General features: G+C 67.5%; 12 protein-coding genes. 8 read left to right on the top strand and 4 right to left on the bottom strand.

Annotated features, from left to right (window positions below):
* Nucleotides 1–90 precede the first annotated feature (90 nt).
* Genes edd through J0A90_RS15130 form a run of 5 tightly spaced genes read left to right on the top strand, consistent with a single transcriptional unit; the run spans nt 91 to nt 5,708 of the window.
* Nucleotides 91–1,953, top strand: coding sequence for a phosphogluconate dehydratase (gene edd, locus J0A90_RS15150; RefSeq protein ID WP_207031338.1), 1,863 nt, complete (start codon nt 91–93; stop codon nt 1,951–1,953).
* The gene (glk, locus tag J0A90_RS15145) at nt 1,950–2,909 is read left to right on the top strand and encodes a glucokinase (protein WP_207031340.1); all 960 of its coding nucleotides are present in this window, start codon (nt 1,950–1,952) and stop codon (nt 2,907–2,909) included. The genes edd and glk overlap by 4 nt, the downstream gene beginning before the upstream one ends.
* Complete coding sequence (locus J0A90_RS15140; RefSeq protein ID WP_207031342.1) at nt 2,906–3,814, top strand: D-hexose-6-phosphate mutarotase; 909 nt, start codon at nt 2,906–2,908, stop codon at nt 3,812–3,814. The genes glk and J0A90_RS15140 overlap by 4 nt, the downstream gene beginning before the upstream one ends.
* Entirely contained in the window at nt 3,807–4,682 is an 876-nt protein-coding gene (locus J0A90_RS15135; RefSeq protein ID WP_207031344.1) for an aldo/keto reductase family oxidoreductase, read from the top strand. Before J0A90_RS15140 ends, J0A90_RS15135 begins: the two co-directional genes overlap by 8 nt.
* Before the next feature lie 57 nt (nt 4,683–4,739).
* Nucleotides 4,740–5,708 (top strand): carbohydrate kinase, encoded by a 969-nt coding sequence (locus J0A90_RS15130; RefSeq protein ID WP_207031777.1) that lies wholly within the window; start codon nt 4,740–4,742, stop codon nt 5,706–5,708.
* On the opposite strand, the gene J0A90_RS15125 is transcribed toward J0A90_RS15130, so the two are convergent.
* On the bottom strand, nt 5,682–6,578 hold the full coding sequence (locus J0A90_RS15125; RefSeq protein ID WP_207031346.1) for a LysR family transcriptional regulator: 897 nt from the start codon (nt 6,576–6,578) through the stop codon (nt 5,682–5,684). The genes J0A90_RS15130 and J0A90_RS15125 overlap by 27 nt on opposite strands.
* A 143-nt stretch (nt 6,579–6,721) precedes the next feature.
* Between J0A90_RS15125 and J0A90_RS15120 the strand changes: the two genes are divergently transcribed.
* The 3 genes from J0A90_RS15120 to J0A90_RS15110 are packed head-to-tail and all read left to right on the top strand — an operon-like array spanning nt 6,722 to nt 9,294.
* A complete protein-coding gene (locus J0A90_RS15120; protein ID WP_051896400.1) occupies nt 6,722–7,459 on the top strand; it encodes a CoA transferase subunit A in 738 nt (245 codons plus the stop codon).
* A 1-nt stretch (nt 7,460) separates the two neighbouring features.
* Nucleotides 7,461–8,108, top strand: coding sequence for a CoA transferase subunit B (locus tag J0A90_RS15115; RefSeq protein WP_207031348.1), 648 nt, complete (start codon nt 7,461–7,463; stop codon nt 8,106–8,108).
* Nucleotides 8,101–9,294: an acetyl-CoA C-acetyltransferase gene (locus J0A90_RS15110; protein ID WP_207031350.1), complete on the top strand. Its 1,194-nt coding sequence runs from the start codon at nt 8,101–8,103 to the stop codon at nt 9,292–9,294. The genes J0A90_RS15115 and J0A90_RS15110 overlap by 8 nt, the downstream gene beginning before the upstream one ends.
* A gap of 34 nt (nt 9,295–9,328) precedes the next feature.
* Here J0A90_RS15110 and J0A90_RS15105 read toward each other — a convergent pair whose 3' ends face one another.
* The 3 genes from J0A90_RS15105 to J0A90_RS15095 form a co-directional block, all read right to left on the bottom strand.
* Entirely contained in the window at nt 9,329–10,120 is a 792-nt protein-coding gene (locus tag J0A90_RS15105; RefSeq protein ID WP_233076832.1) for a 3-hydroxybutyrate dehydrogenase, read from the bottom strand.
* A gap of 196 nt (nt 10,121–10,316) precedes the next feature.
* Complete coding sequence (locus tag J0A90_RS15100) at nt 10,317–11,102, bottom strand: carbon-nitrogen hydrolase family protein (RefSeq protein ID WP_233076831.1); 786 nt, start codon at nt 11,100–11,102, stop codon at nt 10,317–10,319.
* A complete protein-coding gene (locus J0A90_RS15095; protein WP_207031354.1) occupies nt 11,099–12,463 on the bottom strand; it encodes an APC family permease in 1,365 nt (454 codons plus the stop codon). Before J0A90_RS15095 ends, J0A90_RS15100 begins: the two co-directional genes overlap by 4 nt.
* Nucleotides 12,464–12,504 lie beyond the last annotated feature (41 nt).

The raw sequence follows: 12,504 nt of genomic DNA, 5'->3' as shown, positions 1-12,504 counted from the left end.
AATATTACCCCAAAAGACTAATACCAATGGCGCATTCACGGCCGACGGGCATTTTTTTTGGTAAGTTTACCAAACAACCACGATAGCTCGATGAGGCAGACCCTGATGCTCAACTCCACGATCGACCGCGTGACTCGACGTATCGAAGACCGTTCCGCCGACCGTCGTCGTCTCTATGAGGAACGCATGGCGCGCCAGCACCGGCGTGGCGTGCATCGCGGCGAGCTCTCCTGCGGCAACCTGGCCCACGGCTTCGCCGCCTGCGGTGCCGGCGACAAGAACAGTCTCAAGCTGATGAACAGCGCCAACATCGGCATCGTCTCCTCCTACAACGACATGCTTTCGGCGCACCAGCCGCTCGAACACTTCCCCGAGCTGATCAAGCAGGCCGCCCGCGGCATGGGCTGCACCGCGCAGTTCGCCGGTGGCGTGCCAGCGATGTGCGACGGCGTCACCCAGGGCCAACCCGGCATGGAGCTGTCGCTCTTCTCGCGTGACGTGATCGCCATGGCCACCGCGGTGGCGCTGTCGCACAACATGTTCGATGGCGCGCTCTACCTCGGCGTGTGCGACAAGATCGTGCCGGGGCTGTTCATCGGCGCGGCCCGCTTCGGCCACCTGCCGGCGCTGTTCGTCCCCGCCGGCCCCATGCCCAGCGGCCTGCCCAACAACGAGAAATCGCGAATCCGCCAGCTCTACGCCGAAGGCAAGGTCGGCCGCGATGCACTGCTCGAAGCGGAGTCGGAGTCCTATCACAGCCCCGGTACCTGCACCTTCTACGGCACCGCCAACTCCAACCAGCTGATGCTGGAGATGATGGGGCTGCACCTGCCGGGCACGTCCTTCGTCAACCCTGGCACCCCGCTGCGCGACGCCATCACCCGCTACGGCACCGAGCAGGTCATTCGCAACAGCGAGCAGGGCGGCGAGTACCACCCCTTCTATCGCCAGATCACCGCCAAGGCGATCGTCAACGCGATGATCGGCCTGCTCGCCTCCGGCGGCTCGACCAACCACACCCTGCACCTGGTGGCGATGGCGGCGGCGGTCGGCATCACCATCACCTGGGACGACTTCGCCGAGCTGTCGACGGTGATCCCCAGCCTGACCCGGATCTACCCCAACGGTCAGGCCGACGTGAACCACTTCCATGCCGCCGGCGGGGTCAGCCTGCTGGTACGCGAGCTGCTCGGCGCGGGGCTGATGCATGCCGACGTCAAGAGCGCCTTCGGCACCGACATGCACGCCTACACCCAGGAGCCGTTCCTCGACGGCGACCAGCTGGTGTGGCGCGAGGGCACCCGCGAGAGCCTCGACGAAGAGGTGGTGCGGCCGGTGGCCCGGGCCTTCTCCCCCACCGGCGGTCTGGCGGTACTCGACGGCAATCTCGGCCGCGGCGTGATCAAGGTCTCGGCGGTCAAGCCGGAAAGCCGTTACGTCGAGGCGCCGGTGCGTATCTTCGACGACCAGAGCCAGGTCAAGGCGGCGTTCGAGGGCGGCGAACTCGATCGCGACGTGATCGTGGTGGTGCGCTTCCAGGGCCCGCGGGCCAACGGCATGCCCGAGCTGCATCAGTTGACGCCCTTCCTCGGTGTCCTGCAGGATCGCGGCCACCGCGTCGCACTGGTCACCGACGGGCGCATGTCGGGCGCCTCGGGCAAGGTCCCGGCGGCCATCCACGTCACCCCGGAGGCGGTCGACGCTGGCCCGCTGGCCTATCTGCGCGACGGCGACGTGGCCAGACTCGATCCGGACAAGGGTGAACTGCGGGCGCTGGTCGATGCCGACGAGTGGGCCGGTCGCGAACCTGCAATCTGCGACCTGGATCATTATCATCACGGCATGGGCCGCGAACTCTTCGCCGGTTTCAGACAACTGGTCGGCGGCGCCGAGGAAGGGGCCGCCGTCTTCGGCGGCTTCGACGCCGCCGATCTGCCTGGAGGGCATTCATGACCACACTCGCCTTGGTCGGCGATATCGGCGGCACCAACGCCCGCTTCGCTCTGGTCGCACCCGGCAGCGTCGAGCTGCAGGCGATCGAGACTCTGCCCTGCAACCACTACGCGGGGCTGGTCGAAGCGATTCGGGCCTACCTCGAGAAGGTCGGCGCCGAGGCCCCGCGCGAGGCGTGCCTGGCCTTCGCCTGCCCGGTGCACGAAGATTGGGTCAAGATGACCAATAACGACTGGGCATTCTCCAAGAAGGAGGCCGCCGAGACGCTGGGCCTGGGCACTTTCAAGGTCATCAACGACTTCACCGCCCAGGCCCTGGGCATTCCGCATATCGATGCCAAGGACCTGACCCCGGTGGGTGACGGCGAGGCCGAGCCGCGCCGCCCGCGATTGGTGATCGGCCCCGGAACCGGCCTGGGCATGGCCGGCCTGGTGCCGAGCCAGCGCCACTGGATCCCGCTGACCACCGAGGGCGGCCACGCGACCTTCGCCCCCACCGACGAGCGCGAGCGCCAGATACTCGACTTCTTTCGTGCCCGCTACGGCCGGGTTTCGATCGAGCGCCTGCTGTGCGGTCAGGGGCTGCTCGATCTCTATCTCGCCCACGCCGCGCTGCTGGGCGCCACCCCTGCCTACAACTCCCCCGCCGAGGTCACCGGCGCGGCACGCGCCGGTGACCGGGTCGCGCGCGAGACGCTGATGCGCTTTCTCAAGATTCTGGGCAGCGTGTGCGGCGACGCCGCGCTCACGCTGGGCGCGCTGGGCGGGGTCTATCTCTGCGGCGGCATCACCCCGCGCCTGATCGAGTGGCTGCCGCGCAGCGATTTCCGCCGCGCCTTTGCCGACAAGGGCCGCTTGAGCGCTTACACTGCCGGCATCCCCACCTGGGTGGTGACGGCGCCGTGGACCGGCCTGCTGGGCGCGGCGGAAGCTCTGCACAACGAGGAAGTGACATGATTCCCGATACGCTCGCCGATCTGATCGCGGCGACCGACGGCCAGCGCGAGGCGACCTGGGAGGGCCGCCGCGTGCTGCTGATCAATGCCGACTGGGGCCAGCTCGCGCTCTCGCTGCAGGGCGCGCAGGTCCTGCACTTCTTGCCTTTCGACCGCGAAGCCGCAGGCGGCCAGCCGGCGCCCGACCCGCAGGATGGTTGGCTCTGGGTGACGCCCACGCCACAGGCACTGCCGGGGGCGATCCGCGGCGGTATCCCGCTGTGCTGGCCGTGGTTCGCCGACGAATCGCCCGATGGCCAGGGTCCCATGCATGGCCCGGCACGCACCGCCGAGTGGCGCCTGGACGCGGTCGACGAAGACCTCTCCGGCAACGGGGTCGAGATCCATCTCTCGCCGCAGGAACGCCTGCACGACGAGCTGACCCCCAACGCGGTGGTCCACGCCAATGCGCAAAGACTCAGCGTCGAGCTGTTCACCCGCCACACTGGCACCACGCCGGTCAAGCTGACCGGGGCACTGCACACTTACTTCGCGGTCGCCGACACCCACCGCTGCCGCGTCGAGGGACTGGCCGGGGCGCGCTATCTGGACAAGCTCGAGCGCTTCGCCGAGAAGCAGCAGCAGGGCGAGCTGGGCGTACGCGGGGCGCTGGATCGGATCTACCAGTCCAACCGCCCGGTGGTGCTCGACGACGGCCAGCGGCGCCTGCTGATCACCAAGCAGGGCAGCGACTCCACCGTGGTCTGGCATCCGGGCGAAAGCCTGCCGGGAGACACCCCCGCCGACGCCGGCCAGCGTTTCCTCTGTGTCGAGGCCGCCTGCACCCGGGTCGACCCGGTGTGGCTGGTGCCCGACGGGCAGCATCTGCTGGCCACCACCATCGTCAAGGCCCCCGATCATGACTGAGACGCCGGTGTTCGACGTCCCCTTCATCCTGGGCATGATGCGCCTCCACGAGCGCCCCGAATTCGACGCCCCCGACACCCTCGGCGACTGGCTGCAAAGGCGTGTCGATCAGGGGCTCAACTGGTTCGACCATGCCGACATCTACGCCGACCGGCAGTGCGAGCAGCGCTTCGGCGACGCCCTGCGCCGGCGCCCGGCGCTCAGGGCGCAGATCCGCATCGTGACCAAGGGCGGCATCGTGCCGCCCGGGCGCGACCGGTCGCCGTTCGGGGTCAAGCACTACGACACCTCGGCGGACTATCTCAGCGCCAGCATCGACGGCTCCCTCGAGCGTCTCGGGGTCGAGCGGCTCGACCACTACCTGCTGCATCGGCCCGATCCACTGATGGACGCCGAGGCCACCGGCCGCGCCCTGGATGCCGCCATCGATGCCGGCAAGGTGGGTACGGTGGGGGTCTCAAACTTTCTGCCCGAGCAGTGGCGGCGCCTGCAGGCGGCGATGCACCACCAGCTGGGGGCGCATCAGTTGAAGCTGTCGCTGGCCCATCCTGATGCGCTGTTCGACGGCTTCTATGACGCCATCGTCGCCGACGGCCTCGCGCCCATGGCGTGGTCGCCGCTGGGCGGCGGCTCGGTGTTCGAAGACGTGCTCGGCAGTGCGCTCTCCCAGCTCGCCGAGCGTCTCGACTCGACCACCGCCGGGCTCGCACTGGCTTGGCTGCGGCGCCTGCCGGGGCGGCCGATCCCGGTCATCGGCACCTTGAACGAAAAGCGTATCGAAAGCCTGCTGGCGAACGGTAGTCTCGAACTCGACCGCCCGACCTGGTTCGCGCTGCTCGAGGAAGCACGCAGCTACCGGGTGCCCTGAGCACCGCCGGCGCTGCGTGGCCACCCCGGACCTCATGCCATGGAGATCCCCAACACCATGACCCCCATCATCGCCTTCGGCGAAGCCCTCGTCGATATGCTCTCCAGCCGCCTGGGCGACGACACCGGGCCCGAGACCTTCACCCCCTATGCCGGCGGTGCGCCCGCCAATGCGGCCGTGGCCTGCGCCCGCCAGGGCCTGCCCAGCGTGTTCCTGGGCATGATCGGCGACGACCGCTTCGGCGACTTCATCGTCGAGGCGCTCGACACCCACGGTGTGGATACCCAGCACGTGGTGCGCACGCGTGCAGCGCGCACCGCCCTCGCCTTCGTCTCCCGCGATCGCGAGGGCGAGCGCCAGTTCGACTTCTATCGCCCGCCGGCGGCGGATCTGCTCTACCGTCGCGAACACCTGCCCTCGGGCATCTTTGCCGAGCCGGCGCTGGTGCACCTGTGCAGCAACAGCCTCACCGACACCGAGATCGCCCGCACCACGCTGGATCTGGCCAGCATCGCGCGCCGTGGCGGCTGCGTGATCAGCGTCGACGCCAACCTGCGTCCGCTGCTGTGGCCCCAGGGCCGGGTCGATGTGGCGCTGGTCGAACAGCTGCTCGAACGCGCGCATCTGATCAAGCTGTCGCGGGAGGAGCTCGACCAACTGCGCGGCGAACGTAGCGCAGAGGAGTGGATCAGCGCCCGACTGGCCCGCGGCACGCGCCTGATCGTTATCACCGACGGCCCCGGCCCGGTGGAAGCGTATCTCGCCGAGCGCCGGCTGCAGGTGTCGCCGCCCCAGGTCAAGGCGGTCGACACCACCGCCGCGGGGGACGCCTTCATCGGTGGCCTGCTGGCTTCGCTGTCGCGCGCCGAGGTCACCTGCGAGACGCTCAGCGACTGGCTCGCCGATGAAGCCCGACTGGAAGCGGCACTCATCTTCGCCGCCCGCTGCGGCGCCTTCACTGCCATGCGTGCCGGCGCTTTCGCCGCGCTGCCGGGCAGCTCAGACCTCGACGACCTCCCCTCCTGAGCCCACCACCAGGGCGTGAAAGGCGCTCGCGGTGGAAGAGAGCTGCTGGTCGGCGCGGGTGACGACGCCGACCGGCCGCTCGACGATCGGCGCAGAGAGCGCCAGACAGCGCACCCCCAGCGCCTCCATCTGATCGCGACACAGCGCCGGCACCGCGCTCACGCCCAGCCCCTTGCCCACCAGTTGGCCCACCGTCGCCAGCTGGTGGCTCTCGAACGCTACCGGCAGGCTCAGGCCGTGCTGCGCCAGCTGGCGCTCCAGCACCACGCGCACCTGTGACGGCCGCTGCAGGGTGATGAACGGATACTCGAGCAGCGCCGCCCAGGTAATCTCGCCTGCCGCCGCCAGCGCCGAATCCGGCGGCACCGCGGCGACGAAGCGATCGAGATAGAGCGGCGTGAAGGCCAACGCCTGCTGCGCCGGCGGCGCGAAGGCGATCCCGAACTCGACCCGCTGGGTCAGCACCATCTCCACCACCTGCTCGTTGATCACGTCATGGATGGTCACGCCGATGCGCGGATGGCGCTGGCGGAACGCGGCGATCAGCGGCGGCAGGCGGTTGGAGGCGAACGACGGCATGGCGGCGATCGCCAGATGCCCCTGCTGCAGGTGGAAACGTCGGCGCATGGCGTCCTCGACGTCGTCCCACTCCGCCAGCAGCCGCCGTGCCAGCGGCAGCAGCGTTTCTCCCTCCGGCGTCAGCCGCACCTGGCGCGTGGTGCGCGAGAACAGCGCCCCGCCGAGCTGCGACTCGAGCGACTTCACTGCCAGGCTCAGCGCCGACTGGGTCACATGCAGCCGCTCGCACGCCTGGGCGAAGCTCAGGGTCTGGGCCACCGCGAGAAAGGCTCGGAGCTGCTTGACGGTCATCAAAACGCCTCATTAATAAGAAAACCTTGATAATTATCGGCGAAAATAAATTTAATAACAGCGTGGGGAGCGGTCATAGTCATAGACACCGAGGTCGTCATGACCCGCACAGTACAACGCCAACGCTCACACCGAGGCCCACCATGACCCAAACCGCCGCAACGCAAGAGCGCCGCCCACGCGGCAAGTGCTACCCCAGCGCGCAGGCCGCGCTCGATGGCTTGATCGAGGATGGCATGACCCTGGCCGTCGGCGGCTTCGGCCTGTGCGGTATTCCCGAAGCGCTGATCCAGGCCCTGCGCGACAGCGGCAAGCGCGACCTGACCGTGGCCAGCAACAACGCCGGCGTCGACGGCTTCGGCCTGGGACTGCTGCTCGAATCCCGCCAGATCAAGAAGATGCTCTCTTCCTACGTGGGCGAGAACAAGGAGTTCGAGCGCCAGTACCTCTCCGGCGAACTGGAACTCGAGTTCTGCCCCCAGGGCACCCTGGCCGAGCGCCTGCGCGCCGGCGGTGCCGGGATCGCCGCCTTCTACACCCGCACCGGCTACGGCACCAAGATCGCCGAAGGCAAGGAGGTGCGTGAGTTCGACGGCGAACACTACGTGATGGAGCGCGGCCTGCCGGTGGACGTGGCGCTGGTCAAGGCCCAGGTCGCCGACCGCGCCGGCAACCTGCGCTTCAACAAGACCGCGCGCAACTTCAACCCGCTCGCTGCCATGGCTGGCCGGGTATGCGTCGCCGAGGTCGAAGAGATCGTCGAAACCGGCGCCCTCGACCCCGACGACATCCACCTGCCGGGCATCTTCGTCCATCGTCTGGTGCACAACCCGAACCCGGAGAAGCGCATCGAGAAACGCACCCTGAGGGAGGGCAACTGAGATGGCCTGGAACAAGGAAGAGATGGCGCAACGCGCCGCCGGCGAACTGCGCGACGGCTTCTACGTCAATCTGGGGATCGGCCAGCCGACGCTGGTGGCCAACTATATCCCCGAGGGCATGGAGGTGTGGCTGCAGTCGGAGAACGGCCTGCTCGGCATCGGCCCCTTCCCCACCGCGGAGACCGTCGACCCGGACCTGATCAACGCCGGCAAGCAGACCGTCACTGCCCTGCCCGGCTCGAGCTACTTCGATAACGCCGAGTCCTTCGCCATGATCCGCGGCGGCAAGATCAATCTGGCGATCCTCGGCGCGATGCAGGTCTCGGCCAAGGGGGACCTGGCCAACTGGATGATCCCGGGCAAGATGGTCAAGGGCATGGGCGGCGCCATGGATCTGGTCGCCGGGGTTCAGCGCGTGGTGGTGCTGATGACCCACACCGCCAAGGGCGAACACAAGATTCTCGATGAGTGCAGCCTGCCGCTGACCGGCGTCGGCGTGGTCGATCGTATCATTACCGATCTCGGCGTGATGGACGTCACCGACCAGGGCCTGGCGCTGGTCGAGCTGGCACCCGAGGTGACCTTGGAAGAGATTCGCGAGGCCACCGGCTGCGAACTGATCGACCAGCGGGAGACACAGCATGCCTGATACCAACCACGACCGCGATGCGGTCATCGTCGCCGCTACACGCACCCCCATCGGCAGCTTTCAGGGAGCGCTTTCCAGTGTCCCCGCCGTGACCCTGGGCGCCACGGTCATCCGCCGGGTGCTCGACGGCATCGACCCGGCCAGCGTCGACGAAGTGATCATGGGCCACGTGCTGCGCGCCGGCCTGGGCCAGAACACCGCGCGCCAGGCGGCGATCGAAGCCGGTCTGCCCGACGGCGTGCCGGCGATGACCATCGACAAGGTATGCGGCTCCGGGCTCAAGGCGGTGCATCTGGCGGCCCAGGCGATCCGCTGCGGCGATGCCGAGATCGTCGTCGCCGGCGGCATGGAGAACATGAGCCTGGCGCCCTACGTGCTGCCCAAGGCGCGCACCGGCCTGCGCATGGGCCACGCCGAACTGATCGACAGCCTGATCCAGGACGGCCTGTGGGATGCCTTCAATGACTACCACATGGGCATCACCGCGGAGAACCTGGCCGAACAGTACGCGATCTCGCGCCAGGCCCAGGACGCCTACGCCGCCGAATCCCAGCGCCGTGCGGTGGCCGCCCGCGACGCCGGACGCTTCGACGCCGAGATCACTCCGGTCGAAGTGCCTCAGCGGCGCGGCGACGCCATCGTCGTCGAACGTGACGAGCAGCCGCGTGAGGGCGTCAGCGCCGAGTCGCTGGCCAAGCTCAAGCCGGCCTTTCGCAAGGAGGGGACGGTCACCGCCGGCAACGCCTCGGCGATCAACGACGGCGCCAGTGCGCTGCTGATCATGAGCGCAGCGCGCGCCCGCGAGCTGGGCCTGCCGGTGCTGGCGACCATCCGCGCCTGTGCCAACGCCGCGGTCGACCCCGCCACCATGGGTATCGGCCCGGTACCGGCGACCCGGCGCTGTCTGCAACGTGCCGGCTGGACGCTCGCGCAGCTCGACTTGGTCGAGGCCAACGAGGCCTTCGCCGCGCAAACCCTGGCAGTGGCCAAGGAGCTCGGCTGGTCGGCCGACAAGGTCAACGTCAATGGCGGCGCCATTGCGCTGGGCCACCCGATCGGCGCTTCGGGCGCGCGCGTGCTGGTCACCCTGCTCTACGAGATGCAGCGCCGCGACGTCGCGCACGGGCTGGCCACGCTGTGCATCGGCGGCGGCCAGGGGGTGGCCACCGCGATCGAGCGCGGCTGATCCCGACCCACGGCGGCCCGCGAGGCTCTCGCGCCTAGCGGGCCGTCCATCCTAGATCGATCCCCCAGTCGGCCCCGGTCACTGCCGCCGCGCCGTCGGAGACCAGATAGGCCACCAGCTCGGCGACTTCGGCAGGCTCGATCAGCCGCTTGACCGCCGCCCCGGCGAGCATGATCTTCTCCACCACCTCGGCCTCGTCCATGGCGTTCAGACGCGCCTGATCGGCGATCTGCTTCTCCACCAGCGGCGTGCGCACATAGGCCGGGCAGATGGCATTGGCAGTGATACCGTGCTCGCCGCCTTCCAGCGCCGCGGTGCGGGTCAAACCGATCAGGCCGTGCTTGGCGCTGACGTAGGCCGCCTTGCCCGGCGAGGCCACCTTGGCGTGGATCGAGGCGACGTTGACGATCCGCCCCCAGCCGCCGCGCTGCATATGGGGCCACGCCGCTTGGGTGAGCAGAAAGGGCGCGGTGAGCATCAGATCGAGGATCTGGCGCCACTTCTCCTCGGGGAAGTGGGCGATATCGGCAACGTGCTGGATACCGGCGTTGTTGACCAGGATGTCGACCCCGCCGAACGCCTCGACCGCAGCGTCGATGGCGCCGCGGCACTGGGCGCCATCAGTCAGGTCCGCCTCGAAAAAGCGCGCCCCGGCAGCCTCGGCGAGAGCCCGGCCTTCGGGGTTGAAATCCACCGCCAGCACGCGCTGGCCGCGGGCGGCCAGGGTCTCCACCACCGCCCGCCCGATACCGCTGGAACTGCCGGTGACCACCGCGACACGCTGGTCGCTACCCGGACCCTTGCTGATGCCATGCGGCATACTCATATAACTCACTCCTCGACGGAAAGGTTAGTGGCCGGCTCGGATGGCGCTCGGGGCTATCCACGGCGGACGGGCTACCGGGGTGGTCCGGCTCGCCCCATCGAGCGTCACGGGCTGAACAGTGCCAGCGTACCACGGCATTGTCGACGATCACGCTCTGCGGATAGCCCCCCCGAGCCAGGAGCGACCCAACACCCAGTCAGATGGACCGCACCTCGAGCGGACCACGCTTGAGCGCCAGATAGTCGGGACGCACACGGCTTTTCATCGGCAGTTCCAAGGTCGTTCGCGTCAGCCTCTCGGCCATCTCCGCGCACGCGGAGGTCTCGCCATCGACGGAAATCGCCATCGAACCGCCGGTGAACTCGAGTGTTTCTCCACGACCGACCTGATTGACGTAGATATGAGGGCGCGAGTTCTCGACCGCCCGGGCCAAGGCGAACAGGTGATGATCCCGACCAAAGGGCATCATGTTGGCTGAGATGGTCACCAGCGCTTCGGCCTCTGCCTGGGCCAGAGCCCTCGCAATCTCCGGGAACTCCATATCGAAGCAGATCATCAGCCCCAGGCGATGGCCATCGAGCGAGACGACGACCCATTCGTCACCGGGTACGAATGCTTCGAGCTCGTCACCGAACAGGTGCGTCTTGCGGTAGACGCCGGCCAGCGCGCCAGCGCGATCGATACAGAATGCCGAATTGGCCACCCCCCCCCGGTATCGCTCGGCGGCACCGAAGACGATCGCCGTATCGTATCGCGCCGCGTGCGCACGAAGCTGCATCAACGGCGCGCTGTCGGCGTCGATCGCCTGAGACGACAGACGCTGGGTGGTGTAGCCACCGAGGAACAGCTCCGGGAACACGATCAGATCGGCGTCGCGACAGCACGCCATCGTGCGCATCATCCGCGCCAGGTTGGCATCGACGTCATGGGGCACGGGGGTGAACTGTGCCAGTGCGATATCGAGAGTGCGGGTGGTCGTCATGGGGAGTCCTCCTGGGGACGATCGACCGTTTCCAGCTGCATGCGCGGGGGCGGACGGCGAAAGCCCCTGGTCAGAATCGCCAGCCAGACGATGCCGAGCGCCAGCCAGATGCTGCCGATGATCCGGGCATCGACCTCTAGACTCAGCAGTAGGTAGAGGTTGACGATGGCACCGGCCAATGGCAACACGACCCAGCCGAGAAACGCACCAGCTCCGCTGCCCGGTCGGTGGCGCCAGTAGTGAACGATGGCGCTGAGATTGACCATGACGAAAGCGCTGAAAGCGCCGAAATTGATGAACGACGCCGACGTCGTCACGTCCATGAAGAGGCCGACCAGTCCGGTCGCACCGATCAAGACGATGCCAATGACCGGCGTTCTGAACCGAGGTGCCAGATAGCTCAGCGAACGGGGCAGCACGCCATCTCGTCCCATGGTGAAAAGCAGGCGCGATGCCCCGGCCTGGATCGCCAGTCCGCAGGCGAACTGACCGACGATGAGCCCGGCCAGCACGATGGCGGCAAACAGGTGGCCGCCGACCAGGCGGGCGAGCTCCAACGCTGCCGAGTCAACATTGGCGAAGTCCGCACCAGGATGAATCAACTGGCTCACCCAGGCGACACCGACGAAGAGTACACCGAAGAATGCCACCACGATCAACATCGCCCGAGGAATGGTGCGGCGGGGGTCGTGGGTCTCCTCGGTCAACAGGGTCAAGCCATCGAAACCGATGAAGGAGTAGGCCGCGACCGCCGCCGCCGTGGCCAGCGCGGCCAAGGTAGTGCCCTGGTTGAAAAAGGGTGACAGCAGCGTCGCGCCAGTATCCTGGCCGGCGAATTGCGCAAGGCTCAGTGCCACGAAGATCGCGATGACTAGCAGTTGGAAAGCCACCAGCAGGTAGTTGGCCTTCGCCGCGATCTTGATACCGATTATGTTGAGCACCGTGGTGGGGACGATGAACGCGACGATCCAGACGCCCAACGGAACGGCGGGAAACTGCGCGGCCAGATAGGCCGCACCGATCAGCCAAACCACCAGGGGGATGAAAAAGTAGTCCAGCAGAATCAGCCATCCGGTCAGGAAGCCCAACCGAGGCCCCATCTCCACGCCGACATAGGTATAAGCCGAGCCGGCGCTCTGGTAGTGGACCGACGCCATGCGACCGTAGCTCCAGGCCGTGAAGATCATTGCCAGCAACGTGATCAAATAGGCCGTGGGGGCGGTACCGTTGGAGAGTTCGATGATGATGCCGATAGTGGCCAGCGCGATCAGTGGCGTGACCCAGGCCACGCCGAGAACGACCACGGCCGGCAGGGTCAGCGTGCGTTCGAGCTTTCTTAATTCTTGTGATGATGTCGCCATGGAACCTCCGGAAGTGACGATCAAGCTTATTGTTAGTGTCA

It is taken from the genome of Salinicola sp. DM10 (assembly GCF_017306975.2).
Lineage (GTDB): Bacteria > Pseudomonadota > Gammaproteobacteria > Pseudomonadales > Halomonadaceae > Salinicola.
This window is presented reverse-complemented; position numbering and strand designations above follow the sequence as displayed.

Bases quoted from the DNA above. Each gene is read 5' to 3' on its own strand.
- edd (WP_207031338.1), top strand. From the start codon at position 91: ATGAGGCAGACCCTGATGCTCAACTCCACGATCGACCGCGTGACTCGA.
- glk (WP_207031340.1), top strand. From the start codon at position 1,950: ATGACCACACTCGCCTTGGTCGGCGATATCGGCGGCACCAACGCCCGC.
- J0A90_RS15140 (WP_207031342.1), top strand. From the start codon at position 2,906: ATGATTCCCGATACGCTCGCCGATCTGATCGCGGCGACCGACGGCCAG.
- J0A90_RS15135 (WP_207031344.1), top strand. From the start codon at position 3,807: ATGACTGAGACGCCGGTGTTCGACGTCCCCTTCATCCTGGGCATGATG.
- J0A90_RS15130 (WP_207031777.1), top strand. From the start codon at position 4,740: ATGACCCCCATCATCGCCTTCGGCGAAGCCCTCGTCGATATGCTCTCC.
- J0A90_RS15125 (WP_207031346.1), bottom strand. From the start codon at position 6,578: ATGACCGTCAAGCAGCTCCGAGCCTTTCTCGCGGTGGCCCAGACCCTG.
- J0A90_RS15120 (WP_051896400.1), top strand. From the start codon at position 6,722: ATGACCCAAACCGCCGCAACGCAAGAGCGCCGCCCACGCGGCAAGTGC.
- J0A90_RS15115 (WP_207031348.1), top strand. From the start codon at position 7,461: ATGGCCTGGAACAAGGAAGAGATGGCGCAACGCGCCGCCGGCGAACTG.
- J0A90_RS15110 (WP_207031350.1), top strand. From the start codon at position 8,101: ATGCCTGATACCAACCACGACCGCGATGCGGTCATCGTCGCCGCTACA.
- J0A90_RS15105 (WP_233076832.1), bottom strand. From the start codon at position 10,120: ATGAGTATGCCGCATGGCATCAGCAAGGGTCCGGGTAGCGACCAGCGT.
- J0A90_RS15100 (WP_233076831.1), bottom strand. From the start codon at position 11,102: ATGACGACCACCCGCACTCTCGATATCGCACTGGCACAGTTCACCCCC.
- J0A90_RS15095 (WP_207031354.1), bottom strand. From the start codon at position 12,463: ATGGCGACATCATCACAAGAATTAAGAAAGCTCGAACGCACGCTGACC.